The 24,920-nt window shown below is 71.7% G+C and carries 21 protein-coding genes and 3 tRNA genes; 12 read left to right on the plus strand and 12 right to left on the minus strand.

The window, feature by feature from the left end; translation table 11 throughout:
* Window positions 1–7: 7 nt before the first annotated feature.
* From ABD466_RS02510 to ABD466_RS02530, 5 genes are all read right to left on the minus strand, one after another.
* Window positions 8–850: an ABC transporter permease subunit gene (locus ABD466_RS02510; RefSeq protein WP_344655246.1), complete on the minus strand. Its 843-nt coding sequence runs from the start codon at window positions 848–850 to the stop codon at window positions 8–10.
* Complete coding sequence (locus ABD466_RS02515) at window positions 847–1,932, minus strand: ATP-binding cassette domain-containing protein (RefSeq protein ID WP_344655247.1); 1,086 nt, start codon at window positions 1,930–1,932, stop codon at window positions 847–849. The genes ABD466_RS02510 and ABD466_RS02515 overlap by 4 nt, the downstream gene beginning before the upstream one ends.
* Window positions 1,929–2,684, minus strand: a complete 756-nt coding sequence (locus ABD466_RS02520) for a hypothetical protein (protein ID WP_344655248.1) — start codon at window positions 2,682–2,684, stop codon at window positions 1,929–1,931. Before ABD466_RS02520 ends, ABD466_RS02515 begins: the two co-directional genes overlap by 4 nt.
* A complete protein-coding gene (locus tag ABD466_RS02525) occupies window positions 2,681–3,538 on the minus strand; it encodes an ATP-binding cassette domain-containing protein (RefSeq protein WP_344655249.1) in 858 nt (285 codons plus the stop codon). Before ABD466_RS02525 ends, ABD466_RS02520 begins: the two co-directional genes overlap by 4 nt.
* 63 nt (window positions 3,539–3,601) lie before the next feature.
* Entirely contained in the window at window positions 3,602–4,516 is a 915-nt protein-coding gene (locus ABD466_RS02530) for an oxidoreductase (protein WP_344655250.1), read from the minus strand.
* Window positions 4,517–4,635: 119 nt separating this feature from the next.
* Here ABD466_RS02530 and ABD466_RS02535 point away from each other — a divergent pair, with 119 nt between their 5' ends.
* The 3 genes from ABD466_RS02535 to ABD466_RS02545 are packed head-to-tail and all read left to right on the plus strand — an operon-like array spanning window position 4,636 to window position 6,873.
* The gene (locus ABD466_RS02535) at window positions 4,636–5,247 is read left to right on the plus strand and encodes a TetR family transcriptional regulator (protein ID WP_344655251.1); all 612 of its coding nucleotides are present in this window, start codon (window positions 4,636–4,638) and stop codon (window positions 5,245–5,247) included.
* 50 nt (window positions 5,248–5,297) lie between these two features.
* A complete protein-coding gene (locus ABD466_RS02540) occupies window positions 5,298–6,092 on the plus strand; it encodes a hypothetical protein (protein WP_344655252.1) in 795 nt (264 codons plus the stop codon).
* A 34-nt stretch (window positions 6,093–6,126) separates the two neighbouring features.
* On the plus strand, window positions 6,127–6,873 hold the full coding sequence (locus ABD466_RS02545) for a hypothetical protein (RefSeq protein ID WP_344655253.1): 747 nt from the start codon (window positions 6,127–6,129) through the stop codon (window positions 6,871–6,873).
* 50 nt (window positions 6,874–6,923) lie between these two features.
* On the opposite strand, the gene ABD466_RS02550 is transcribed toward ABD466_RS02545, so the two are convergent.
* From ABD466_RS02550 to ABD466_RS02565, 4 genes are all read right to left on the minus strand, one after another.
* Complete coding sequence (locus tag ABD466_RS02550) at window positions 6,924–8,333, minus strand: NAD(P)/FAD-dependent oxidoreductase (RefSeq protein ID WP_344655254.1); 1,410 nt, start codon at window positions 8,331–8,333, stop codon at window positions 6,924–6,926.
* Entirely contained in the window at window positions 8,330–9,028 is a 699-nt protein-coding gene (locus ABD466_RS02555; RefSeq protein WP_344655255.1) for a pyridoxamine 5'-phosphate oxidase family protein, read from the minus strand. The genes ABD466_RS02550 and ABD466_RS02555 overlap by 4 nt, the downstream gene beginning before the upstream one ends.
* A gap of 78 nt (window positions 9,029–9,106) precedes the next feature.
* Window positions 9,107–10,489, minus strand: coding sequence for an aspartate aminotransferase family protein (locus ABD466_RS02560; RefSeq protein ID WP_344655256.1), 1,383 nt, complete (start codon window positions 10,487–10,489; stop codon window positions 9,107–9,109).
* Window positions 10,490–10,554: 65 nt separating this feature from the next.
* Window positions 10,555–10,995 carry an Lrp/AsnC family transcriptional regulator gene (locus tag ABD466_RS02565; RefSeq protein WP_344655453.1) on the minus strand — a complete coding sequence of 147 codons (441 nt, stop codon included), beginning with the start codon at window positions 10,993–10,995 and terminating at the stop codon, window positions 10,555–10,557.
* A gap of 355 nt (window positions 10,996–11,350) precedes the next feature.
* On the opposite strand from ABD466_RS02565, the gene ABD466_RS02570 reads away from it, so the two are divergent.
* From ABD466_RS02570 to ABD466_RS02605, 8 genes are all read left to right on the plus strand, one after another.
* The gene (locus tag ABD466_RS02570) at window positions 11,351–12,784 is read left to right on the plus strand and encodes a gamma-aminobutyraldehyde dehydrogenase (protein ID WP_344655257.1); all 1,434 of its coding nucleotides are present in this window, start codon (window positions 11,351–11,353) and stop codon (window positions 12,782–12,784) included.
* A gap of 108 nt (window positions 12,785–12,892) precedes the next feature.
* Window positions 12,893–14,275, plus strand: coding sequence for a hypothetical protein (locus tag ABD466_RS02575; protein ID WP_344655258.1), 1,383 nt, complete (start codon window positions 12,893–12,895; stop codon window positions 14,273–14,275).
* 105 nt (window positions 14,276–14,380) lie between these two features.
* Window positions 14,381–14,512, plus strand: coding sequence for a hypothetical protein (locus ABD466_RS02580; protein ID WP_344655259.1), 132 nt, complete (start codon window positions 14,381–14,383; stop codon window positions 14,510–14,512).
* A 16-nt stretch (window positions 14,513–14,528) separates the two neighbouring features.
* Window positions 14,529–16,280, plus strand: a complete 1,752-nt coding sequence (locus tag ABD466_RS02585) for a hypothetical protein (protein WP_344655260.1) — start codon at window positions 14,529–14,531, stop codon at window positions 16,278–16,280.
* Window positions 16,281–16,300: 20 nt separating this feature from the next.
* A tRNA-Arg gene (locus ABD466_RS02590) sits at window positions 16,301–16,377 on the plus strand.
* A gap of 38 nt (window positions 16,378–16,415) precedes the next feature.
* Window positions 16,416–16,488, plus strand: a tRNA-Glu gene (locus ABD466_RS02595).
* Window positions 16,489–16,495: 7 nt separating this feature from the next.
* Window positions 16,496–16,571, plus strand: a tRNA-Arg gene (locus ABD466_RS02600).
* A 194-nt stretch (window positions 16,572–16,765) separates the two neighbouring features.
* Window positions 16,766–18,286 (plus strand): MFS transporter, encoded by a 1,521-nt coding sequence (locus tag ABD466_RS02605; RefSeq protein WP_344655261.1) that lies wholly within the window; start codon window positions 16,766–16,768, stop codon window positions 18,284–18,286.
* On the opposite strand, the gene ABD466_RS02610 is transcribed toward ABD466_RS02605, so the two are convergent.
* The 3 genes from ABD466_RS02610 to aceE form a co-directional block, all read right to left on the minus strand.
* Window positions 18,275–20,683, minus strand: coding sequence for a tetratricopeptide repeat protein (locus ABD466_RS02610; protein ID WP_344655262.1), 2,409 nt, complete (start codon window positions 20,681–20,683; stop codon window positions 18,275–18,277). The two genes, ABD466_RS02605 and ABD466_RS02610, sit on opposite strands and share 12 nt — an antisense overlap.
* Before the next feature lie 268 nt (window positions 20,684–20,951).
* Window positions 20,952–21,626: a hypothetical protein gene (locus ABD466_RS02615; protein ID WP_344655263.1), complete on the minus strand. Its 675-nt coding sequence runs from the start codon at window positions 21,624–21,626 to the stop codon at window positions 20,952–20,954.
* Between the two features lie 120 nt (window positions 21,627–21,746).
* On the minus strand, window positions 21,747–24,521 hold the full coding sequence (gene aceE / locus ABD466_RS02620; protein ID WP_344655264.1) for a pyruvate dehydrogenase (acetyl-transferring), homodimeric type: 2,775 nt from the start codon (window positions 24,519–24,521) through the stop codon (window positions 21,747–21,749).
* A gap of 163 nt (window positions 24,522–24,684) precedes the next feature.
* Between aceE and ABD466_RS02625 the strand changes: the two genes are divergently transcribed.
* Window positions 24,685–24,906 (plus strand): DUF1918 domain-containing protein, encoded by a 222-nt coding sequence (locus ABD466_RS02625; protein ID WP_344655265.1) that lies wholly within the window; start codon window positions 24,685–24,687, stop codon window positions 24,904–24,906.
* Window positions 24,907–24,920 lie beyond the last annotated feature (14 nt).

The following is a 24,920-nucleotide window of genomic DNA, read 5'->3' on the forward strand; positions in this document are numbered from 1 at the left end:
TCGGTTTTCAGGCGTCCCGGCGCTCGAAGAGGATCGCGCCGATGATCAACAACACCAGTACTTCCAAGATGAACACCGTGAAGCCGGTCCACGGCGCGAAGGACTTGTTCGCGTTGTGGCTCCGTTCGCCGAACTGCGTGATCTGGCTGCCGGCGTTGCCCGGCATCACCTTGTACAGCCAGCGGCCGATCGCGCCCGGGATCAGCTGCACCAGGCCGCCGATGATGAAGATCAGGGCCAGGCCGATGGTGATGGCGCCGGCGGTGTGCCGCAGCAGGAAGCCCATGGCCAGGCCGAACACCGAGAGTCCGGCCACGTACAGTCCGCCGCCGAAGATGCCGCGGACGACGCCGGGGTCGGACAGGCTCACGCCGACGTGTTTGGCCTGCAGCGGGATGTTGCCGAGGTAGAAGCAGGCGAAGGCGGCGGCCAGGCCCACGACGAACACCAGCGCCACGAGCAGGATCGCCTTGGCCACCAGGATCTCGGTCCGGCGCGGCATCGCGGTCAGGGTGGTGCGGATGCCACCGGTGGTGTACTCCGAGCTGATGCTCATGACGCCGAGCACGTAGGCGGCGATCTGGCCGACGAAGGCCAGGCCCAGCATGACGATGTCGGGGCTGGCGTCCGTCTTGCCGGCGGCCAGGTCCTTGGCGTACTGGTCGGCTGCGGCCAAGCAGATCAGGAAGCTGATCCCGGCTGAGCCGGCGAACAGGGTGATGAGGGTCCAGAACGTGGAGCGGACGGTGCGCAGCTTCATCCACTCGCTGGCGACGACGCTGTCGAAGCCCGCGCGGCCGGCCTCGGGGGTGGGGCCGGTGGGGCCGGCGGTGGTGGTGGCGGCGGTCATCGGCGGACCTCCCCGCCGGGACTGCCGGGAGTACCGGGACTGCCGGGAGTGCTGGGACCGCCGGGAGTGCTGGGACTGCCGGGAGTGCCGGGAGTGCCGGGCTGGCCGAGCTGGCCGGCTTGTCCGGGCCGGCCGAAGGGGCCGGGCTGCCCCGGCTGACCCACCAGGCCGTTCAGCCCGGCGTGGTACTCGACGCTGTCCGCCGTCATGCTCATGAACGCCTCCTCCAGGGACGGCTGGACCACCGCCAGTTCGTGCAGCCACAGCCCGTTCTGGCCGGCCAGGTCGCCGACCGCATCCGAGGAGATGTCGTAGACGAGCAGCGCGCCCTCGTCGTCCGGGGCGGTCTCGACCCGCCAGCCGTTGCCGACCATGAGCTCGTGCAGCTTGCCGACGTGCGGGGAACGGACCCGGACGTGGGTGCTGGCGTTCTGCGCGATGAACTCGCGCATCGTGGTGTCGGCCTTGATCTGGCCGCGGCCGATGACGATCACCCGGTCCGCGGTCAGCGCCATCTCGCTCATGAGGTGGCTGGAGACGAACACCGTGCGCCCCTGTGCGGCCAGCGACTTCATCAGGTTCCGGACCCACAGGATGCCCTCCGGGTCCAGGCCGTTGACCGGCTCGTCGAACAGCAGCGTCCCGGGATCGCCGAGCAGCGCCGCGGCGATGCCCAGGCGCTGCCCCATGCCCAGCGAGAAGCTCTTCGAGCGCTTCTTCGCCACCGCCTCCAGGCCGACCAGCGCGATGACGTCGTCGACCCGCTTGAGCGGGATGCCGTTCGACTTGGCCAGGCACGCCAGGTGGTTGTAGGCGCTGCGGCCGCCGTGCACGGCCTTGGCGTCCAGCAGCGCCCCCACCTCGCGCAGCGGCACCGGCAGCTGCCGGTACTGCCGGCCGTCCACGGTCACCGCGCCCTCGGTCGGGTGGTCCAGCCCGAGGATCATGCGCATGGTGGTGGACTTGCCGGCGCCGTTGGGCCCGAGGAACCCGGTGACGGTCCCGGCCTCCACCGTGAACTCGGCGTGGTCGACGGCGATCCGGTCGCCGAACCGCTTGGTGAGTCCGACGGCCCGGATCATGCGCCGCTCCTCGCGGCGAGGCGGCGGGCGAGCTGACCGCTCAGCGCGGTCAGGCGGCGGGCGAGTCGTCTGAGCGCGTCCCGATGGACGATGGCGGCCTGTGTCGCGGCCAGCACGAGGAGGGCGGCGAGCGCCGAGGGCCAGGCGGTGCCCCAGGCCGCTGCGTGAGCGGCCGTCTCGGTCTGGGCGACGGCGGCGGCGTGGCCGGTGGCGGACGAGCGCGAGCGCGGCTGGACCGCAGCGGCGGGATGGGTGATGACGCGGATCGCGACGGCCGTTGTGAGAGCGGCGAGCGAACCGGCGGCCAGGGCCGGTGCGCCGAGCCAGGCCCGGCGGATCACGAGCGCCGCGGCGGTGCCCACGGCCAGCGGCACGAGGGCGGGCGTCGCGGGGCGGCCGGTCGCGACCGCGGCGGCGATACCGGCCAGGGCCCCGACGGCGACGGCACCGAGCGGACCGGTGATCTGGATGACGAGCGTGTCGGCCGCATTCGCCCCGGCGGCCGCCAACGCGTCACGGCGGGCGCCGAGGCCGTCGAGATGGTGCCGGACCAGCGCGGCCGACGCCAGCAGTGCCGGAAGGGCGATCAGCGGATACAGCGCGCCGCCGAACGGCCACGCGGCCGCCGCCGATGTCAGGGCGATGCCGGCGACGGCCAGGTGCTCGCCGCGCGGTGCGGACCGCAGCAGCGCGGCGGCGATGCGGACGCGGGAGTCGAAACGGGCGATCGGGGTCGCCGAGGGGGTGCTCATCGTCCCCGCTCCGAACCCGAGCCGACCGGCGTGAACCGGTGCTCGCCCCGCGCGTGGCGGCCGATCCGGTGCGGGAGGCCGCGCGCGGTGTGGCCGAACAGGGGAACGGGTTCCACGACCGGTTCGACGATCGGATCCGCGACAGGTTCGACGATCGGGTCAACGACCGGATCCGCAGCCGGTTCCGCGACCGGCGCCCCCACCTCCGCGTCCGCGACCGCCCCCTTCACCTTCACCGCGATCCGCCGGTCGGCCCACCCGACCACGTCCGTGTCGTCCGACGCCACCACGATCGTCAGCCCGTGCGTCCCGCACGCCGCGCGCAGGATCCGCAGCAGGTGGAAGCGTTCGGCGGCGTTGAGGCCCTCGGTCGGGTCCTCGGCCAGCAGGATCGCCGGGTCCAGCACCAGGGCCCGGGCCAGGGCCACGCGCCGCATCTCGGCCAGGGTCAGGTCGGCGATGCGGAGGTCGGCGCAGGCGATCACGTCCAGGCGCTCCAGCCAGCGCAGCGCGCGGCGGCGGGCCTCCTGGCGGCCGAGGCCGGTCAGCAGGAGCGGCAGGGCGGTGTTCTCCGCGACCGTCAGCTCCGGCAGCAGCTTTCCGACGCGCGGGGCGACGGCGCACTGCGCGTGGGCGAACCGCAGGCGGGCGGCCGGGCGCAGGGTGTGCAGCGGCTCGCCCTTGAGCCACAGCCCGCCGGGCCAGGCCGGGTCGGCACCGGACAGCGCGCGCAGGAACACTTCGTCGCAGGCGGCGCTGAGGGCCACGATCTCGCCTTCGCCGACGGCGAGGCAGACCTCGTCGGGCCCGAAGTCGCGGGCCAGCAGGATCGGGTTGTCGGACGGGATGCTCACGAGCACCCGTGTGCCCTGAAGGGCGCAACGGACTAACCAAGGTTGCGCCGGACGTGCGAACGGCTACAACCCGTAGACCACTCCGGTCAGCTTCTCCGACTCCTCCCACAACCGCGCCGCGACCTGCGGGTCCTGGGCCAGGCGGCTGGGCCGCACGAGCTCGGGGAACCCGCGCGACTCGAAAAGCGCCGCGGAGCCGTAGTACTGGCCGCCCGCCACGTCTGGCGCCACCGCGGCGCGCACCTGCGCCAGGGCCCCGATCGCGGGCTTCTGCGCGAAGAGCGGATTGCCGATGCGCATCATCGCCTTGCGCCAGCCGGTGGGTCCCGCGAACTGCAGGTTCGTGTTCGAGTAGCCGGGGTGCGCCATCAGCGAGCGCACCGGGGACCCGGCCGCCGTCAGCCGCCGCTGGAGTTCGAGCCCGAACAACAGGTTCGCGACCTTCGACCGCGCGTACGCGGCGGTGGGGGAGTAACGCCCGCGGTGCATCAGGTCGTCGAAGTCGATCTCCCCCTTCTTGTGGAGGGTCGAGGACACGGTGACCACGCGTGGATCGTTCCCGGCCGCGAGCCGGTCCAGCAGCAGCCCGGTGAGCGCGAAGTGCCCCAGGTGGTTGGTGCCGAACTGCATCTCGAAGCCCTGCTTGGTGTCGCGCTGCGGCGTCATCATCACGCCGGCGTTGTTGATCAGCACGTCGACCGGCACCGCGTCGTTGCGCAGTCCTTCGGCGAACTCCCGCACCGACTCCAGGTCGGCCAGGTCCAGGATCCTCAACTCCAGCGAGGCCCCCGGCACGTCCTGCCCGACCCGCGCGGCCGCGGCCTCGCCCTTGAGCCGGTCGCGCGCCGTCATCACGACGTGGGCGCCGTGCGCGGCGAGCATGCGCGTGCTCTCCAGCCCCAACCCGCTGTTCGCGCCGGTGATGACGAACGTGCGCCCGGTCAGATCCGGTATCGCCTCGGCGGTCCACTTGCTCATGACGTCCTCCTGCGAAAAGGCCGGCGGCTCCGGTTCCCCGCCGCCGTGGATACTGCACACGATGCCGTAGCTGGCACTGAGTGTCAACAATGGCCCACAGGCGCTGATACGCTGGCACCGTGCTGCGCAGAACGGAATCCCCAGGCCTGACCTTGGCTGAGCGCAAGCGCCAGCTGGTCCGCGACGAGCTCGGCGACGCCGCCCTGCGGCTGCTGGCCAAGCAGGGCTTCGAGGAGACCACCGTCGACCAGCTCGCGGCCGCCGCGGGCGTCAGCCGCCGGACCTTCTTCCGCTACTTCGCCTCCAAAGAGGACGTCGTCATCTCCTTCCTCAGCCTGGTCGGCGAGCAGATCGTGGCCGAGGTCGAGGCCCGGCCCGCCGACGAGCCCCCGGCGATCGCGATCCGCGAGGCGGTCAAGGCGATCACCGTCGAGCACTTCCTCGAGAACCGCGAGAAGTCGGTGGCGCTGATCCGCCACACCCAGGGGGTCCCCGCTCTGCGCGCCCGCTTCGCCGAGACCCAGGACCTGCTGCGCGACGACGTCGCCGCGGCCCTGGCGCACCGGGCCGGCGACGCCGAGCCCACGCCGCGGCAGCAGTTCGCCGCCGGTCTCGGCCTGATGGCTTTCGCCGGCGCTCTCACGCACTGGGCCGCAGGTGAGGGCCGGGAAGACCCGGCCGTGGTCCTCGACGCCGCCTTCGCCGAGGCTGGAAAAGCTTTCGCGCTTTGATATACATTCCCGGGCATCGGCGATACCGAGGGTGAACGAGGGGCGGGCACATGGATTTCGCGGAATGGGTCGTATCAGGACTCGATCAACTCCGGTCCGGACAGCTGCCAGGCGGGAACGCGCTCTACCAAGCGGTGTCCGCGGGACTCGACGGCAGTCCCGCGCTCGACGCCTACATGAACGGCGGGGACGCCGCGGCGCGCGCCGGACTCGTGCAGGCGATCGCCCAGGCGCTCACCGCGAATCCCGGGCTCGAACAGCAGCTGCGCCAGGCCGCGGAGGCCGCCCAGAACGCCCAGAACGCCCAGAACACCGAGGCCGCCCAGAACGCGCAGATCCTCCAGAACGAGCAGGGCGGGCAGACCGCCGGCGCCGGCGCCGCCGGCACGCCCTTCTTCAAGACCACCAACGGCATGCTGGCGATCGTCGCGGCCGCCGTGGTCGTGGTCGGCGGCGGCATAGGGCTCGGCGTCGGACTCTCCGGCGACGGCAGCAGCGGTCTGGCCGACGTTCTGAAGGGCACCTGGAAGTGCCAGGGCGTCGAAGGCGCCGCCGGCTCGATCACCATCGGCGACAACACGTGGAGCGTCGGCAGCGACAAGGGCACCTGGAAGCAGGACGGCAGCAAGGCCACCGTCTCCAACAGCGCCCATCCCGGCGACGACATCGCCGCCACCGGCCTGCCGTCCGGCGCCGGTCCGATCGACGTCACCGTCGGCTCGGCCGCGCACCCGGACCCGGCGGACTCCGTGCACATCAAGGGCAGCGTGTCGGCCCACAAGCTGTCGCTGACCGTGCAGCTGTCCGAGGGCGGAGTGAGCCCGAGCATCACCTGCACCAAGTGATCGATCGCTGAGACGGGGAAACGAGGGGCGGGACATGGAATTCGCCGAGTGGGTCGTGTCAGGGCTCGACCAGCTTCGGGCCGGACGACTGCCGGGCGGGGAGGCGCTGTATCAGGCGGTGGCCGCCGGCCTCGGAGACAGTTCGGCGCTCGACGCTTACATGAATGGCGGGGACGCCGCGGCGCGCGCCGGACTGGTGCAGGCGATCGCGCAGGCGCTCGCCGCGAATCCCGGGCTCGAGCAGCAGCTGCGCCAGGCCGCGGAGGGTGCGCGGAGTGCTCAGGGGGCGCAGGGCACCGGTGCCGCCGGCCCGCCGTTCTTCAAGACCACCAACGGGATGCTGGTCCTGGTCGCCGCCGCTGTGGTCGTGGTCGGCGGCGGCATCGGGCTGGGCGTCGGGTTGTCGGGGGACGGCAGTGGCGCGCTGGCGGCCGCGATGAAGGGCACGTGGACCTGCCAGCCTCCGGACGGCGCCAAGAGCGACGGGCCTCTCACCTTCACCGTCGGCGACGGCACCTGGACCGCCAGCAGCGCGCATGGCACCTGGAAGCAAGACGGCGACAAGGTGACGCTGGCCAATTCGGGGGGGCACGGCAACGACCTCGTCGGGACCGGTGTGCCGTCCGGAACCGGTTCGTTCGACATCACCGTGACCCCCCGTTCCGGCAGCGCCAAGGCGGAGAGCGGCCACGTCAAGGGCACCGTCTCCGAGCACAAGCTCAAAGTCACGCTGAGCTCCGGCGGTACCGCTTTCAGCCTCACCGTGAACTGCACCAAGTAGCGCTCGGTAGGAGCGTCAGGCCCGGCCGGCATGCCGGGCCTGACGCTCCCTCAGTGTCCGAGGAACCGCCCGAACACCCTGGCCCGCACCGACGGCTTGCCGGTCCGGGCCTCCTCGGCGTCGGCGGCGTCCATCGTCCGCAGCCCGATGTTGGCGCCGATCCAGCGCAGCGGCTCCGGTTCCCAGCGCCGGGACCGGTGGTTCACCCACGGCAGGCGGGTGATCTCGGTGTCGCGGCCGGTCAGCAGGTCCGCCAGGGTGCGCCCGGCCAGGTTCGTGGCGCCGACGCCGTCGCCGACGTAGCCGCCGGCCCAGCCCAGGCGCCGCGCCGGGTCGTAGCCCACCGAGGCGAACCAGTCGCGCGGAACGCCGAGCGCGCCGCCCCAGGCGTGGGTGAACATGGTGTCCTTCAGGACCGGGAACAGGTCGACCAGCGTGCGGCGGATCTCGGCGTGCACGCGGGCGTCCCGGTCGAACCCGGGCTCGATGCGCGAGCCGAAGTGGTACGGCGCGCCGCGGCCGCCGAACGCCAGGCGGCCGTCGGCCGTGCGCTGGCCGTAGACGATCAGGTGGCGGAAGTCGGAGAACGTCTGCCGCCGCGCCAGCCCGATCTGCTCCCAGATCTCGTCGGACAGCGGTTCGGTGGCGACCATCAGCGAGTACACCGGCGCCACGTCGCGGCTGAAGCCGGCGATCGACGACGTGTAGCCCTCGGTCGCGCGCACCACCTTGGCGGCCCGGACACGGGTGCCGCGGGCGGTCGTCACCACGCCGTCGCGGATCGCCTCCACGGCGGTGCCCTCGTAGAGCGTCACGCCCAGCTTCTCCACGACCCCGGCCAGGCCGCGGGCCAGCATCGCCGGCTGGATCGCCGCGCAGTGCGGCGTGTACGTCCCGCCGAGGACGCTCGTCGCGCCGGCCATCTCGGACGCCTCCGCCGCGCTCAGCAGCCGGACGTCCTCCTCGCCGAAGCCGTACGACCGCTCCTCCTCGACCGAGGCCTTGGCGCGCTCATACTGCACCGGGGTCCGCGCCAGCACGACCGTGCCGCCCTTGGCCCAGTGGCAGTCGACGCCCTCCTCGGCCACGACCCGCCCGACCTCGTCGACCGTGGCGTTCATCGCGCGCTGCAAGGCGATCGCGCGGTCGCGGCCGCCGCCGACCTTCGCCACCTTCGCGAGCGACGAGGGGAACAGCGCCGAACACCAGCCGCCGTTGCGCCCCGACGCGCCGAACCCCGCGAACTCCTTCTCCAGCACGACGATCCGCAACGACGGGTCGGCCTTCGCGAGGTAGTACGCCGTCCACAGGCCGGTGTACCCGGCCCCGATGATCGCGATGTCGGCGTCGATGTCGCGGTCCAGTGCGGGGCGCCGGTCCGCGGTCTGGCCACCGGACTCCGAACCGGAGCCCGCGACCTGCTCCAGCCACAGCGAGAGGCTTCCGTCCACGGCGCTCATCGGCGCCAGTCCCGGATGTAGTCCGGCACGTCGATCCCCGGCGCCAGATTCGCGGACGGCATCGGGTCGCAGTAGGCCTCGTGCAGCGGCACCACGCCCGCCCACACCGGCGCGTCCAGATCGTCCGGATCGTCGGTCGGGTCGCCTTCGGCGATCTTCACCGAGGCCTCGGTCAGCGGCAGGGAGAGCACGACGGTCGCGGCCAGCTCCTTGCGCTTGGGCGCGCGCACCTCTTTCCAGCGGCCGGGCATCAGGTGCTCGGTGATGATCTCCAGCGCGGCCTCCTTCTCGCCTTCCGGCACCATCCGGCACGACCCCAGCACCATCGCGCCGCGGTAGTTCATCGAGGACTCGAACGCCGAGCGGGCCACCACGAGGCCGTCCAGCAGCGTCACGGTCAGGCAGGTCGGCGCGCCCTCGGCCAGGCCGCGGAACAGCCGCGAGCCGGTGGAGCCGTGGAACAGCACGCGCTCGCCGTCGCGGGCGTACGCCACCGGCAGGATGTAGGGCTGGGCCGAGCCGTTCGGGCCGGAGTTGTCGGTGACCGCGACGTGCGCGACCAGGCCGGCGTCCAGCACCGCGTGCAGAGCGGCGCGGTCGGTGACGGCGTTCTCCGGGATCCGGCGCAGACGGGTGCGGGGGGTCGACCCCAGGAGTTCAGTGGAGCCCAGCGGCTCGACGGCGGGCTGGTTCATGGTTATCAGGACCTTCGGATCAAGGTTTTGAAAAAGGCGCCTCCGGACCGAGTCCGAAGGCGCCGGGGGGTCCTCCCCCTACAGCCGGGTCCAGGCCTCCGTGAGGACGGCCCGCAGCGTCTGCTCGATCTCGTCGAACTCGGACTGGCCGATGATCAGCGGCGGCGCGAGCTGCACGACCGGGTCGCCGCGGTCGTCGGCGCGGCAGTACAGGCCCGCGTCGTACAGCGCCTTGGACAGGAAGCCGCGCAGCAGGCGCTCGGACTCGTCGTCGTCGAACGTCGCCTTGGTGTCCTTGTCCTTGACGAGCTCGATGCCGTAGAAGTACCCGTCGCCGCGGACGTCGCCGACGATCGGCAGGTCCTTCAGCTTCTCCAGCGTCGCCCGGAAGGCGCCCTCGTGGTCCAGCACGTGCTGGTTCAGGCCCTCGCGCTCGAACAGGTCGAGGTTGGCCATCGCCACCGCCGCGGACACCGGGTGCCCGCCGAAGGTGTAGCCGTGCGGGAAGTAGTTGGTGCCCTCGTAGAACGGCGCCGCGATCCGGTCCGACACGATGGCCGCGCCGATCGGCGAGTAGCCCGAGGTCAGGCCCTTGGCGCAGGTGATGATGTCCGGCACGTAGTCGAACTTCTCGCACGCGAACATGGTGCCCAGGCGCCCGAACGCGCAGATCACCTCGTCCGAGACGAGCAGCACGTCGTGGGTGTCGCAGATCTCGCGCAGCCGCTGGAAGTAGCCGGGCGGCGGCGGGAAGCAGCCGCCGGAGTTCTGCACCGGCTCGACGAACACCGCGGCCACCGTGTCCGCGCCCTCGGCCAGGATCATCGCCTCCACCTGGTCGGCGCACCAGCGGCCGAAGGCCTCCAGGTCCTCGCCGAGCGCCGGCACGCCGGAGATCTCCGCGGCCCGGTAGAAGTTGGTGTTCGGGACCTTGAACGCGCCCGGCACCAGCGGCTCGAAGTACTTCTTGGCGTCCGGGATGCCGGTGATGGACAGCGCGCCCTGCGGCGTGCCGTGGTAGGCGATGGCCCGCGAGATGACCTTGTGCTTCATCGGCTTGCCGACCAGCTTGAAGTACTGCTTGGCGAGCTTCCACGCGGTCTCCACGGCCTCGCCGCCGCCGGTGGTGAAGAAGACCTTGTTCAGGTCGCCCGGGGCGTAGTCGGCCAGCCGGTCGGCCAGCTCGATGGCCTGCGGGTGGGCGTAGCTCCAGAGCGGGAAGAAGGCCAGCTCCTGCGCCTGCTTGTAGGCGGCCTCGGCGAGCTCCACCCGGCCGTGCCCGGCCTGTACCACGAACAGGCCGGCCAGGCCGTCCAGGTAGCTCTTGCCGTTGCGGTCGTAGATGCGCGCGCCCTCGCCGCGGACGATGGTCGGCACCGGGTTCTCCCGGTATCCCGACATGCGGGTGAAGTGCATCCAGAGGTGGTCGTAGGCCGCCTGGTCCAGGCTGTCAGTGCTCATTGCTGTTTCCTCGGCAATTGGAGGGATCGTTCGGGGACGGGCCGGGGGAGGCGCCGTTCTTACCGCTAGAGAGCGCCCCAGGTGTAAGTTTGTTTGCGAAGCTTCAGGTAGACGAAAGATTCGGTGGAGCGCACCTGCGGCAGGCTCCGGATCCGCTTGTTGATGATCTCCAGGAGGTGGTCGTCGTCCGCGCAGACCACCTCGACCAGCAGGTCGAAGGACCCGGCGGTCATCACCACGTAGTCCACCTCGGGCATCGAGGCCAGGGCGTCGGCCACCGGCTCCAGGTCGCCCTCGGCGCGGATGCCGATCATCGCCTGGCGGTGGAAGCCCACGGTCAGCGGGTCGGTCACGGCGACGATCTGCATCACGCCGGCGTCGATCAGCTTCTGCACCCGCTGGCGCACCGCGGCCTCGCTCAGGCCGACGGCGCGGCCGATCGTGGCGTACGCGCGCCGGCCGTCCTGCTGCAGCTGCTCGATGATCGCCTTCGACAGGGGGTCCAGATGGAAGGCGGCACCGGAGCTGGTCCGGTCGGCCCGGTCGGGCCGGTCAGTCCTGTCGGTCACAGAGGGGATTGTGGCAACTGGAACGGTATCTTGGCAAGGCTTCAGCGATGGAATCCGTACGCGAAGGCGATTTTCGGCACTGAATCCATCGTCACCGGGGAGGTTGCCGTGTAGGGTCGAAGCAGCGAGGCGCCGCGGCTGCGCGCCTCCGGCGAAAGGCCTCGACCTGGGCCGGGCCGAAGGTTCACACCTTTTGGGAAGGAAAGTTCGGGACCGAGATTTCGGGAACGACCGCACTAACACTGTCAGATGCTGCGACGAGGAGGTCGCGGCGGCGCGAAGGAGCAACTCCGTGGAACCCCGTCAGCTGCGCAACTACGTGGGCGGCAAGCCGGTCGACACCGTCTCCGGCCGGACCAGCCCGATCATCGACCCGGTCACCGAGCAGGTGATCGCGCACGCCCCGGTGTCCGAAGCCGCCGACGTCGACGCCGCGATGCGCGCCGCGGCCGACGCCTTCCCGGCCTGGCGCGACACCACCCCCTCGGAGCGGCAGAAGCTGCTGCTGAAGGTGGCCGACGCCATCGAGGCCCGGGCCGAGGAGATCGTCGCGGTCGAGTCCCTGAACACCGGCAAGCCGCTGGGCCTCACGGCCTCCGAGGAGCTGCCGCCGATGGTCGACCAGATCCGCTTCTTCGCCGGTGCCGCCCGCATGCTGGAGGGCGCCGCCTCCGGCGAGTACATGACCGGCCACACGTCCTGGATCCGCCGCGAGCCGGTCGGCGTCTGCGCCCAGGTCGCGCCGTGGAACTACCCGGCGATGATGGCGGTCTGGAAGTTCGCCCCGGCGATCGCCGCCGGCAACACCGTGGTGCTCAAGCCCTCGGACACCACGCCGATGTCGACCCTGCTGATGGCGGAGATCATCGGCGAGATCCTGCCGGCCGGCGTGTTCAACGTGGTGTGCGGCGACCGCGACACCGGCCGCGCGATGGTCGAGCACAAGACCCCGGCGATGGCGTCGATCACCGGCTCGGTCCGGGCCGGCATGGAGGTCGCGAAGAGCGCCGCCGCCGACGTCAAGCGGGTGCACCTGGAGCTCGGCGGCAAGGCGCCGGTCATCGTCTACGCGGACGCGGACCTGGACGCCGCGGTCGAGGGGATCTCGGTGGCGGGCTTCTTCAACGCCGGCCAGGACTGCACGGCGGCCACGCGCGTGCTGGTCGAGGACGCGGTGCACGACGCGTTCGTGGCGAAGCTGGCCGAGGCGGCGAAGAACACCAGGACCGGGAAGCCGGACGACGAGGACGTGCTGTACGGGCCGCTCAACAACGCGAACCAGCTGCGCCACGTGACCGGCTTCATCGACCGGCTGCCGGCGCACGCCAAGGTCGAGGCGGGCGGCGCGCGGGTCGGCGACACCGGGTACTTCTTCGCGCCGACGGTGGTGTCGGGACTGAGGCAGGACGACGAGATCATCCAGAACGAGGTGTTCGGCCCGGTGATCACGGTGCAGCGGTTCTCCGGCGAGGACCAGGCGCTGTCGTGGGCGAACGGCGTGGAGTACGCGCTGGCCTCGTCGGTGTGGACGAAGGACCACGGGAAGGCCATGCGGGCGGCGAAGGTCTTGGACTTCGGCTGCGTGTGGATCAACACGCACATTCCGCTGGTGGCCGAGATGCCGCACGGCGGGTTCAAGCACTCGGGGTACGGCAAGGACCTTTCGATGTACGGGTTCGAGGACTACACCCGGGTCAAGCATGTGATGAGCAACATCGAGGGCTGAGCCTGCTGGGGGCCGTCGACACAGGTCCGTTGTCGCAGGTCCGTCGTCGGGGCCCGGTCCGGAGGAATCTCCGGGCCGGGCCCTGCCGCGTTCGGTGATGATGGGGGCATGGGTGAGGACGGCTCCGGCGGGGATCACGCTCTGAGGAAGACGCGGCCTGAGGCCCGCGATGTGACTGCGGTGCGCGGGGCGATCGGGGCGATCGGCGTGGACGCGCGGTCGCATTTCGCGCGGCGGGCGCTGCTGATCAGAGGCCTGATGAGCGGGGCGCTGGACGCCGCCGACGCGGTGTCGTCCACGCGGCCGGCGGTGGAGCTGCTCGGCCTGCTGGTGCCGATCGACGGGCTCACCGAGCGGTACCTCGGTGGGCGGGACCCGGCCGGGTTGGGGGTGACCGCGTCCGACTTCGAAGGTTGCCGGCGGGAATTGGTAGCGGTCGTCGCGGCGATGTTCGACCGGTGGTGGGGGGAGGACCCCGAGCTGTGGTCGAGGGCTGTGGCTCGGGCCGGGGCCTGGCGGGGGACCGTGACCGAGCTGGTCGCGTCGGCGGCCGGTCTCGAGGATCGAGGCCGGCTGCCGGACGGCGGGAAGCCGCGTGGCCGGGCGCCGCGGTGGCCGCGCGGTGTCGACGCTTCGGCGGTGCTGTTGTCGATGGCTCCGCCGGGGGTGGTGGAGCTGTTCCTCGACGGTTGTCAGGGGAGCGAGCCGTCGCGGGGGATCCTGACGCGGATGCTGGATCGCGGGCCGGTGCTGCCGTCGTTCGTGGACTACGCGTTGGGAGGGCTGGCGACGCGGGCGATGGTCGACGCGTATCTGCGGAACCCGGTCATCGACGGGGCGGCGTTGCGTGAGCGGGTGCTGCGGGACCCGGCGAACGTCGAGGTGCTCCAGGACGTGTATCTGAACAGGTCGGCGGATCGGGCGCTGCGGGTCGGGTGTGTGCGGCGGGCTGAGGCCGCCGGGGGGTTTCAGCCGGCGTTCGCGGCGCGGTTGGTGCGCGAGGAGCACGACTCGGGGCTGATGGAACCGTTGCTGGCTTCCGGCGATCCGCAGTTGGTGCACCGGCTTTTGAAGCGGCTCAACGGTCGGTTGTCGACGCCTGCCTTGCGCTGGGCTGGGTATGCCACTCTTGCGCGAGCGGCTGGTCCGGAGCCGGTGTGGGCGCTGGAACAGGAGCGGGTCGGGCGGTTGGAGAAGATGGCGGAGCCGGTGCGGGCGTCGATGGCGACCGGGGACGTGACGCCGATTCTGGCCTTCGCCGAGGCTGTGCCGCTGACGATCGGGGCGGCTGGGACGGCGATGGAGCTCGGGGCGCCGGTGATCGAGCCTTGGCCGTATACGGAGCTGATTCGCCGGCATGTCGAGGGGAGTCCGGATCGGGTGCGGGCGGTGGGGACGTTGCGGGGATGGTGGGGAACGGAAGCGGAGCTGGGGGCCGAGCGAGGGGCGGAGCTCGCGGCAGCGCAAGAGGCTAAGCGGGAACGGGTTTAGCGCTGGGACGGCCAGCGGAATGACCACCGGCGCGACCACTGGGCACGACCATCGGGCACGACCGAGGGACGGAGCGGCGGATGAGCGGCATGGCGGCTCGGGCTGATGGTTGCTGTGGTCGCGGTTGTGGTCGCCGTCCTGATCGTCGTTACGGTCGTGGTCGTGGCCCCCGTCGCGGTGGTGGCCGGCGGTGGGATCGGCGTGCCGGTTCCGGGGCAGAGGCCGGTGTCCGGCTGAGAACGGCGGTGCCGAGATGAGCGCGGGTGCGGCGCGGCTGCTGACTTTGCTGGCGTCGGCTCGGGCGGATGACGTTCCGCGTGTCCTGGCGATGGTCGACGCGGCGGATCTCGCCGGCGGCGTGATGGATCCGGGTTCGGATCTGTGTCCGCTCGTCGCCGAGCACTTGGCGGGGCACCCTGATGAGCGCGTTGCGCGGGCGGTCGCGGAGCGGCTGGCGGTAGGGGACGTGCGGGGGCCGGCGCCGGACGCGTGCGGGGGAGTGACGCGGCTGCTCCGGGATCGGTTCGGGGTGGAGGCGCGTGGCCGTCGGGCCGCGGTGGTGACCGGGCGGGGTCGCAACATCCTGATGCACCCGGCGCCGGATCTGGCGACCGCGCGCAGTGCGTTTCACGACTATCTGCTGCCGCAGCCGTGGTTGCAGCCGGACGCGGCGAGGGCGGTGCCGAGCTATCGGGCGTTGCTGATCCGGGGGCTGGAGCGAGGGAGCATCGATGCCGCGACCCTGGTGCGGGACGGGCAGCCGGGTGCGGCGATCGTCGAGCTGGCCGCGCACGATCGCGTGGTGCCGGCCGACGGGCGGGTGGACCGGGCGCGGCGGGCACGTGCGGACCTGGCGTGGGAGCTGCGGCGGCTGGTCGGTGGGGAGTTGGGCGCGCAGGTGGGGGCGTGGCACCGGACGTTGACCGGGGTGCAGGAGACGGTGCACTCGTTCGGGCGGCTCGTCCATGAGCGGGTCTTTCTGCGCGGGGTGGACGTGGTCAGCCGGCGCGGGCTGTGGGACCGGTGGACGGTGACGAACACGCTGCTGGCGATGGCGCCGCCGACGGTGGTGGCGCAGCTGATGCGGGAGGCGGACGACTTCCCCTACGGGCCGTCGGCCGAGCAGCCCCCGCCGCTGGCGACCATCAACCGGGACGACGACGCGGTGTTCGCGGTGGCGGTCGCCCACAACGCGCCGTTGTCGCGGGCCGTGGTGGAGTTCGTGATCGGGGACGAGCCGAAGGCCGAGTCGCATCGGCACATCCGGGACCGGCAGCGGGAGGCGCTGGCGAGCAATCCGGACACGCCGGAGAGCGTCCTGCGGAGGCTGTTGGCGCCGGAGTCGGTCCCGGGGGATCTGTGCCGCCGGGTCTTCCGGCGCGAGGACGCGGACGAGGCGCTGTGCACGGCGATCTTCCGGATGGCGCCGTACCCGGAGTTCGACACGGAGTGGTACGCGTCGATGCTTTCGGCGCGCCCGACGGCTGCGCAGCTCGCACCGCTGAGGAACGCGACGGACCCGGAGTGGGTCCACGAGGCGGTGCGGCAGGCGGCGGTACGGATCGAGGGCCCGGGGCTGATGGCGTGCTACGTGCGGCTCGCCGAGTTGGCGGGGCTGGAGCCGGTGTGGGCGCTGGAGCTGGATCGGGTCGGGGCGATCGAGCGGATGCATCCGGCGGTGCGGGCATCGATGGTGGTGGGGGATGTGGGGCCACTGCTGGGCGCGGCGGATGCGATGGGTGCGGGGGGTATGGCGGGCGCGGCGGCTGCGGTGGGTCCGGTGGGTCCGGTGGGTCCGGGGATTCTGCCGGAGGGGCCGAGGCCGGTGCCTGGGCGCCGGTGCGAGAGCGTCCTCGACGATCCGCTGGCCTGGCCGTTGGAGGACGCGGTGCGGAGCACGCTGGATGCGCGGCCCGATCGGTGGCGCACAGTTGTCAAGGCTCTGATGGCGGGAGCCGATGAGCCGTTGCCGGCGCTGGTGGCTGCTTGCGCCGCGCAGGGCTGATCGGCCAAGCTCGACCCGGCTCGGACGTAGCGCAGATGGTAGTCGCGCCCGGTCTCCGAAACCGGAGAGGACGCCGGTTCGAATCCGGTCGTTCGAGCCGCCCGCCCGGTAGAGGTGGAGCGGTGGGACCCCGGCCCGGGTGTAGTGCAGTGGCAGTCACGCCGCCCTCTCAAGGCGGAGGACGTCGGTTCGAATCCGGCCGCCCGGGATCGATGCCAGGTGTAGCGCAGAGGTAGTCGCGCCCGGTCTTCGGAACCGTGGAGGACGCCGGTTCGAATCCGGCCGCCTGGGCTGCGTTGCCGGGCGGGGATCGGTTGGTCCGTGATCTTAAAGGCCTTACATGGCCTTCGGCCGCCGCCCCCGATGTCGCTCGTGTCGCCCGTCCGGCCGCCGGCTCGCTTCGTCGCCTTCTGGCACGCTCGTGCCGGCACTCGCGTGCGGCCGTCGGTGGTGCGTGTCACGATGGCTGTCATGGTGAGTGAGCCGTGAGGGCTGGGACGGCCTCCTCCGTGGCGGGTGCGGTGCGGTTGGGGACGCCGGTGGGGCGCGGGGTCCTGGCCACCACGATTCTGGGGTCGGCCATGGCGTTCCTTGACGGGACCGTGGTCAACATCGCGTTGCCGGCCATCGGCAGGCAGTTCGGGACGACGCTGGCCGGGTTGCAGTGGACGGTGACCGGGTACACGCTCACGTTGGCCGCTTTTGTGCTGGTCGGCGGGTCTTTGGGGGACCGGTTCGGGCGGCGGCGGGTCTTCCTGATCGGGGTGGTGTGGTTCGCGCTGGCCTCGTTGGCGTGTGGGTTGGCGCCGAGTATCGGGTTCCTGATCGCGTTTCGCGCGGTGCAGGGGGTCGGGAGCGCGTTGCTGACGCCGGGGGCGTTGGCGCTGATCCAGTCGGTGTTCCATCCCGATGATCGGGCGAAGGCTGTGGGGGCCTGGTCCGGGTTGGCGAGTATCGCCGGCGCCGCCGGGCCGCTGGTGGGCGGGTGGCTCATCGAGTACGCGTCGTGGCGGTGGATCTTTCTGATCAACCTGCCGTTGGCGGCGGCGGTGGTCGCCATCGCTTTGCGGTTCGTGCCGGAGTCGCGGGAGACGACGAGTGGGCACTTCGATGTGCCGGGGGCCGTGCTGGGGGCGCTGGGGTTGGCCGGTGTCACCTACGCGCTGGTCGAGGCGGGGGCGAAGGGGCTCGGGGCGACCAGTGTGGTGCTGACCGGCCTGGGCGGTGTGGTGGCGCTGGTGGCGTTCGTGCTGGTGGAGCGGCGGTCGCCGGCGCCGATGATGCCGCTGTCGTTGTTCCGGTCGCGGGAGTTCAGCGCGGCCAACGCCCTGACCCTGACGGCGTATGCGGCTCTTGGTGCGGTGTTCTTCTTCTTCGCCACGTATCTGCAGGTCGTGGGCGGTTACAAGCCGTTGGCGGCGGGGCTGGCCTCGTTGCCGACCACGATCGTCATGATGCTGCTGTCCTCGCGGGTCGGGGCGTTGACGACGAAGATCGGGCCGCGGCGGCTGATGACGGCCGGTGGGGCGCTGACCGCGGTCGGGACGCTCATCCTGGCCACTTCCGGGCGCCATCCGAACTACTGGGCCCACATCTTCCCGGCCCTGCTGGTCTTCTCACTGGGCCTGGTGATGATCGCGGTGCCGGTGACGGTCACCGTCCTGAACTCCACGACGGTGGACCGGGCGGGGATCGCCAGCGGGGTGAACAACGCGGTGGCGCGGGCTGCCGGGGCGTTGGCCGTGGCGGCGTTCCCGCTGGTGATCGGCCTCAAGGGCGAGGGGTATGCCGTTCCGGCGGAGTTGGAGCCGGCGTTCGGCAAGGCCATGGCGCTGGCGGCGGCGCTGTTCGCGGTGTCAGGGGTCATCGCCTGGTTCGGGATCCGGGATTCGGTGACGCGGCCGACGGCGGAACGTGCCGTGGAAGAGCCGCAGTGCACGACGTGCCTGCCGATCGGGAGTCCGGCGTTGGAGCCGGACCGGGAGCCCGAGCGCTCAGCCCTGTGACGGCGTGAGCGCCGCAAGCTCCTCGCGCACGGCGGCGGCCTCGGGGGAGCCGAGTGCCTCGAGCAACGTCAGCGCCTCTGTGAGGGCCGTCAGCGCCTCTGCGGGCCGGTCGTGGGCCGCCAGAAGCCTCGCCAGGGAACGCAGCGTCTCGGCCTCTGTGGGGCGGTCTCCGGCCTCCTGGGCGGCCTTCAGGGCCAGCCGGTAGTCCTCTTCGGCGTCCGCCGGCCGGTCCAGGGCCACGCAGACCTCGGCGCGGTTGAAGGCGATGATCGCTTCGTAGCGGCGGTTGCCGGCGGCGCGGGAGGCGGCCAGGGCCTCGGTGTATGTGGCGTGGGCTTCGTCGTCGCGCTCGGCCTCGTGGAGGAGGACGCCGTAGTTGCACAGGGACGAGGCGAGGTTTTGAGGGTTGCCCAGCTCGTAGAAGATCTCCAGGCTTTGTTTGATCACCGTCTCGGCGGTGGTGAGGTCGCCGAGCCAGCAGTGGCAGTCGCCGATGTTGCCCAGGATGGAGGCCACCTGGGGGCGGTTGTCCAGCTCCTCGGCCAGGGCCAGGGCCTCGGTGTAGACGTCGATCGCCTGCTCGTAGGCGCGGACGTCGAACAGGACCAGTCCGAGGCCGTTGAGCAGGCGGCTCTCGGCGGCGCGGTCGCCGACCTCGCGGGCGCTGGCCAGGCCGGCCTCGTAGCCGGCGCGCCAGCGCGGCCAGTCCTTGCGGAGCTGGTAGCAGCCGAGGAGCACGACTGGGAGCCGTAGTGCGATGGCGTGGTGGCCGGTGGCGGCGGCGTGTGCGACGACTCCGCTGAGGTTCTCCCGTTCGGCGTCGTACCAGGCCATGGCGTCCAGGGCGGTGGCGAAGTGGGGCGGCTCGGGTTCGTCGGGGCGGGGGTCGACGGTTTCCAGGAGGCGGCGGGTCTCCACCGCGCGGGAGACGTTCTCGGCCGTGTGCAGGTACCAGGACAGGAGGCGGGCCACGGCTTCGGCGCGGGCCGGCTCGTCCTCGTCCGTGGCGACGCGCTCCAGGGCGAAGGCGTGGAGCAGGTCGTGGAGCTCGTAGCGGTCGGCCGTGCGCTGTTCGACCAGATTCTCGTCGAGCAGCACCTCCAGGACGGTGCGGGCGTCCGCCTCCGACGTGCCGGCCAGGGCCGCCACCGCGCCGGGGGTGAAGCCGCGTCCCGGGTGCAGGCTCAGCAGGCGGAAGGCGCGGGCGGTGCGCGGGGGGAGGTCGCGGTAGGAGAGCTCGAACACCGGGCGGAGTTCACGGCCGCCGGCCCGGACGGCGTCCAGGCCGCTGTCGCGGAGGTAGGCGGCCAGGCGGGCCAGGCCCCAGGCGGGGCGGGAACGCAGGCGCGCGGCGGCGAGGGCGACGGCCAGGGGGAGCAGGCCGCAACGGCGCACCACCTCTTCGGCGGCTTCGGGCTCGGCCGCCACCCGTTGCGCGCCGACCACGCGGCCGAGCAGGTCCAGCGCTTCGTGCGGCGGGAAGACGTCGAGGCGGAAGAGGTGGGCGCCGTCCAGGCCGGCCAGGCTGCGGCGGCTGGTGGCCAGGACCAGGCAGCGGGGGCCGGCCGGGATGAGGTCGGCGATCTGGGCCTCGTCGGCGGCGTTGTCGAGGACGATCAGGGCGGCCCGGCCGGCGATCCGGTCGCGGAACATCGCGGCCCGCTCGGCGCGGCCGGCCGGGATCTGGCGGGCCGGGACCTCCAGCTGGCGCAGGAAGGAGTCCAGGACCTCGGCCGGGTCGGCGGGGGCGGCGTCGGCGTCGAAGCCGCGGAGGTTCACGTAGAGCTGGACGTCGGCGAAGCGGCCGGCGCGGACCAGTTCGTGGGCGGTGCGGATGGCGAGCTGGGTCTTGCCGACGCCGGCCATGCCCTCGATCGCGGCGACGACGACGGTGCGGGGGCCGGCGGGGTGGCCGGCGCCCGCCGCGGCCCCGTCGATCTGATCGGCCTGGTCGGCCCGGTCGGCCTGGTCGGCCCCGTCGACCTGGTCGGCCAGCGCCAGCAGGGCTGCCAGCTGCTCCTGGCGGCCAGTGAACGTCGCCAGCTCGGCCGGCAGCTGCCGGAACACGCCCGCCGTGCCCGCCGGGCGCCCGGCGGCGTGCGCCCGCACACAGGCCGCCCGCCACACCGCCACCCGGTCCTCGGGCACGCCGAGCGCCTGGACGATCGCGGCGACCAGTTCCTGGTTCAGGCGGCGGCGGGTGGGGTCGAAGGCGTCGCTGACCGTGGAGTGGGTGAGCTCCTGCGGCGGACGCAGCAGGGGGCCGACCCGCTTGGCGAGGACGCGGAACGACGGGTTCCCCGCATACGCCCGCAGGAGGCGCAGCTGTTCGATGAACTCCGCCAGGTCCGCGGCCGCGGACGGGTCCGGCGCGACCGCGATCGCCGAGTCGGCCACCGTACTCCTCCGCGTGACGCCGATCACTGTAGATTCGCAGGTCTGGGGCCTGCGGATCGAGTGTACGGAGTTGTACGGGATTCTCGCTTCCGCGTCCGCCGGACGCCTAACCTCGGAGGTGCGAACCGAGAAGGTCGCAACGGACGGGCGGTGGGGACCCGGCTGCGTGGGGCGGAGTCCGGGCCTCCACTGCTTCCGTCCAACGGGTGGTTGTGACGCTCGGTCGTGTCGCGTCTTGCGGAACTCGTGGGGGGTTCCGCAAGGCGCGTTAACGCTGTGCGGACTGCACCTTCTCCACCTGCTTCTGCGTGATCGCCTTCAGCTGCTCCTTCAGCGCGTCGGCGTCCGCCTTCGAAGTGCCCTGGCGGGTCAGCTGCACGCCCACCGTCAGCGTGCCGACCTGCACCGCCATCCCGCCGAAGCCGCCGGGCTCCATGCTGCCCGCGACGTAGCCCGCGGACGCGTCGCCCAGGGCCGGGTCGGGCAGCGCCACCACGCCCCGGCCGCACTTCGTCATGCCGTCGTGGTACGCGGACAGCGCCCGGGCGGCGTCGGAGGGCGTGGCGTACGCGCGGAGGAAGATCGTGGCCCCGTACTCCTTCTCGGCGCCGGTGCCGGTCACCGCCTCGTCGGCCACCGGGGTGGAGCCCAGGGCGGAGGCGATCTGCAGGCTCGCGTCGGTGAAGTCGCGGCACTGGTCGGAGACCTGGCGGGAGGTCGTCGGCGTGCGTGCCGGGGGCGCGGAGCGGGTCTTGTAACCGGGGACGTCGCCGGTGTCGATCAGGGCGGCGTCGAGCTTCGTGTGCGTCCAGCCGTTGAGGGTGGACTCGGCCACCGGCTGGGGGACGTTCTTCTTCGTGCCGCCGGAACCGTCGCAGCCGGTGGCCGTCACGGCCACCACGACCACCGCCAGAACCGCCGCGCCGCGAGCCTTCCGTGCCATCGGTTTCACTCCCGCCTGGAGAAAACGCAGAAAGTACCCTGACCGTCGACAGACGGTCAGGGTACTGACTGGTAGCTTCCGGCGCGAGAGGTTCGCGTCAGCGTTCTGCTATCGGTTCGGCTACGCCTCGCCGCCGGTGGGCCCGGCGCCCGCGGCCCGGACGTCGTGCAGCTGGTACTTGCGGATCGCCTCGGCCGGGGCCTCGCGCTTCACCTCGCCGCGCTTGGCCAACTGCTGAAGTACCGCGGTCACCACCGACTCGGCGTCGATGTGGAAGAACCGGCGCGCGGCGCCGCGGGTGTCCGCGAAGCCGAAGCCGTCGGCGCCCAGCGAGGTGTAGCGCTGCGGCGCGGTCGCGTCGCCCGGCACCCACTGCGCGATCTGGTCCGGCACCGCGCGCATCCAGTCCGACACCGCGACGACCGGGCCCTCGGTGGCGCCCAGCGTCCGCGTGACGTACGGGACCCGCGGCTCCTCCTCGGGGTAGAGCAGCGCGCGCTCGTCGGCGGCCAGCGCGTCGCGGCGCAGCTCGGTCCAGGAGGTCGCGGACCACACGTCGGCGGCCACACCCCACTCCTCGGCCAGCAGCTGCTGCGCCTTCAGCGCCCAGGTGACGCCCACGCCCGAGGCCAGGATCTGCGCCTTGGGGCGGTCCGCCGGGCCCGCGGGGGCCGCCGCGTAGCGGTACAGGCCCTTCAGGATGCCCTCGGTGTCCACACCGGCCGGCTCGGCGGGCTGCTGGTACGGCTCGTTGTAGACGGTCATGTAGTAGAACACGTCCTCGCCGTGCGGGTGCTCCTCCGAGGACCCGTACATGCGGCGCAGACCGTCCTGCACGATGTGGCTGATCTCGAAGGCGAACGCCGGGTCGTAGGCGACCACGGCCGGGTTCGTCGAGGCGATCAGGTGCGAGTGGCCGTCGGCGTGCTGCAGGCCCTCGCCGGTCAGCGTGGTCCGGCCGGCCGTGGCGCCCAGCACGAAGCCGCGGCCGAGCTGGTCGGCCATCTGCCAGAACTGGTCGCCGGTGCGCTGGAACCCGAACATCGAGTAGAAGATGTAGACCGGGATCGTGGCCTCGCCGTGCGTGGCGTACGAGGTGCCGGCGGCCACCAGGGACGCGGTCGAGCCGGCCTCGCTGATGCCCTCGTGCAGGATCTGGCCCTGCGTCGACTCCTTGTACGACAGCAGCAGGTCGCGGTCCACGGCCTCGTAGGTCTGCCCGTGCGGCGAGTAGATCTTCGCGGTCGGGAACAGCGAGTCCATGCCGAAGGTCCGGGCCTCGTCCGGAATGATCGGCACGAACCGCGCGCCGATGTTCTTGTCCCGCATCAGGTCCTTCAGCAGCCGGACGAAGGCCATGGTGGTGGCCAGCTCCTGCTTGCCCGAGCCCTTCTTCAGCTGCCCGTAGACGTCGTCGCCGGGCAGGATCAGCGGCTTGGAGCGGATCTGCCGGCGCGGCAGGTACCCGCCGAGCGCGGCCCGGCGCTCCTGCATGTACTGGATCTCCGGCGAGTTCTCGCCCGGGTGGAAGTACGGCGGCAGGTCCGCCTCCAGCTGGGCGTCCGTGATCGGCAGGTGCAGCCGGTCGCGGAAGGCCTTCAGCTCGGCCTTGGTGAGCTTCTTCATCTGGTGCGTGGCGTTGCGCGCCTCGAAGTGCTCGCCCAGGGTCCAGCCCTTGATGGTGTGGGCCAGGATCACCGTCGGCTGCCCGGTGTGCTCGCGCGCCGCCTTGAACGCCGCGTACACCTTGCGGTAGTCGTGGCCGCCGCGGGAGAGCAGGCGCAGGTCGTCGTCGGACATCCCGGCGACCATCTTGCGCAGCCGGGCGTCGTCGCCGAAGAAGTGCTCGCGGATGTACGAGCCGGTCTCCACCGAGTAGGTCTGGAACTGGCCGTCCGGCGTGGTGTTCATCTTGTTCACCAGCGCGCCGTCGGTGTCCTGGGCCAGCAGCGGGTCCCAGTCGCGGCCCCAGATCACCTTGATGACGTTCCAGCCGGCGCCGCGGAACGTGGACTCCAGCTCCTGGATGATCTTGCCGTTGCCGCGCACCGGGCCGTCCAGGCGCTGCAGGTTGCAGTTGATCACGAAGGTCAGGTTGTCCAGCTCCTCGCGGGCGGCCAGGCCGATCGCGCCGAGCGACTCCGGCTCGTCGGTCTCGCCGTCGCCGAGGAAGGCCCACACGTGGCTGCGCGAGGTGTCCGCGATGCCCCGGGAGTACAGGTACTTGTTGAACCGGGCCTGGTAGATCGCGCCGATCGGGCCCAGGCCCATCGACACGGTCGGGAACTCCCAGAAGTCCGGCATCAGCCGCGGGTGCGGGTAGGAGGGCAGCCCGAACGGCGCTTGCGAGACCTCCTGGCGGAAGCCGTCCAGGTGCTGCTCGGTGAGCCGGCCCTCGAGGAAGGCGCGGGCGTAGACGCCCGGCGAGGCGTGGCCCTGGATGTAGACCTGGTCGCCGGACTCGCCGTGGTCCTTGCCGCGGAAGAAGTGGTTGAAGCCCACCTCGTACAGCGACGCCGCCGAGGCGTAGGTGGCGATGTGGCCGCCGACGCCCAGCCCCGGCCGGTTGGCCCGGGAGACCATGATGGCCGCGTTCCAGCGGATGAACGCGCGGATCCGCCGCTCGATGTCCTCGTCGCCGGGGAACCAGGGCTCGGCCTCCGGCGGGATCGTGTTGATGTAGTCCGTGGAGCGCAGGCTCGGCACGCCGACCTGTTTCGCGCGGGCTTCCTGGAGCAGGCGCAGCATCAGGTACCGCGCGCGCTGGCGGCCCTGCTCGTTGACGACGGAGTCCAGAGACTCGATCCACTCTGCCGTCTCGTTCGGGTCCACATCGGGCAGCTGAGTGGGAAGGCCGTCACTGATGATCGGGAAACGCTCTTGTCCGGGTGCCACGTTCGTCCTTCAACCTAGACATCGATCTTGTAGATCTTCTCGGTTCTTATCGTCCACCATCTTCCGACGTGCATGCCGTGGACGTCACATCTACTGGGTGGTAACCAGGATAAATGCGTGCAGGAGGGTGGCGATCCCCCGGGTCCGGGTGTGGACTGGGGACATGCGAGCTTCAGTGGGAGACCGGCTGCACGTCCACGGCACGCACGTCGGGGACGCCGACCGGAGGGGCGAGATCATCGAGGTCAAGGGACCCGGCGGCACCCCGCCGTACCTGGTCCGGTTCGACGACGGACACCGGGGACTGGTGTTCCCGGGGCCGGACGCGGTGGTCGAACCCCCGGCCGATCGCGACACCGCGCCGGACTCGCCGCCCAACGGGTAGTTGCGTCTTGGGCT

Origin of the sequence: Catenulispora subtropica, from assembly GCF_039531675.1 — a bacterium.
Classification (GTDB): domain Bacteria; phylum Actinomycetota; class Actinomycetes; order Streptomycetales; family Catenulisporaceae; genus Catenulispora; species Catenulispora subtropica.

What these genes read in the sequence shown, in the direction of transcription:
- ABD466_RS02580 (WP_344655259.1), top strand. Translation starts at nt 14,381, where the DNA reads ATGGTTGCTGTGGTCGCGGTTGTGGTCGCCGTCCTGATCGTCGTTACG.
- ABD466_RS02575 (WP_344655258.1), top strand. Translation starts at nt 12,893, where the DNA reads ATGGGTGAGGACGGCTCCGGCGGGGATCACGCTCTGAGGAAGACGCGG.
- ABD466_RS02545 (WP_344655253.1), top strand. Translation starts at nt 6,127, where the DNA reads ATGGAATTCGCCGAGTGGGTCGTGTCAGGGCTCGACCAGCTTCGGGCC.
- ABD466_RS02615 (WP_344655263.1), bottom strand. Translation starts at nt 21,626, where the DNA reads ATGGCACGGAAGGCTCGCGGCGCGGCGGTTCTGGCGGTGGTCGTGGTG.
- ABD466_RS02550 (WP_344655254.1), bottom strand. Translation starts at nt 8,333, where the DNA reads ATGAGCGCCGTGGACGGAAGCCTCTCGCTGTGGCTGGAGCAGGTCGCG.
- ABD466_RS02520 (WP_344655248.1), bottom strand. Translation starts at nt 2,684, where the DNA reads ATGAGCACCCCCTCGGCGACCCCGATCGCCCGTTTCGACTCCCGCGTC.
- ABD466_RS02625 (WP_344655265.1), top strand. Translation starts at nt 24,685, where the DNA reads ATGCGAGCTTCAGTGGGAGACCGGCTGCACGTCCACGGCACGCACGTC.
- ABD466_RS02530 (WP_344655250.1), bottom strand. Translation starts at nt 4,516, where the DNA reads ATGAGCAAGTGGACCGCCGAGGCGATACCGGATCTGACCGGGCGCACG.
- ABD466_RS02560 (WP_344655256.1), bottom strand. Translation starts at nt 10,489, where the DNA reads ATGAGCACTGACAGCCTGGACCAGGCGGCCTACGACCACCTCTGGATG.
- ABD466_RS02510 (WP_344655246.1), bottom strand. Translation starts at nt 850, where the DNA reads ATGACCGCCGCCACCACCACCGCCGGCCCCACCGGCCCCACCCCCGAG.
- ABD466_RS02555 (WP_344655255.1), bottom strand. Translation starts at nt 9,028, where the DNA reads ATGAACCAGCCCGCCGTCGAGCCGCTGGGCTCCACTGAACTCCTGGGG.
- ABD466_RS02585 (WP_344655260.1), top strand. Translation starts at nt 14,529, where the DNA reads ATGAGCGCGGGTGCGGCGCGGCTGCTGACTTTGCTGGCGTCGGCTCGG.
- ABD466_RS02540 (WP_344655252.1), top strand. Translation starts at nt 5,298, where the DNA reads ATGGATTTCGCGGAATGGGTCGTATCAGGACTCGATCAACTCCGGTCC.
- ABD466_RS02515 (WP_344655247.1), bottom strand. Translation starts at nt 1,932, where the DNA reads ATGATCCGGGCCGTCGGACTCACCAAGCGGTTCGGCGACCGGATCGCC.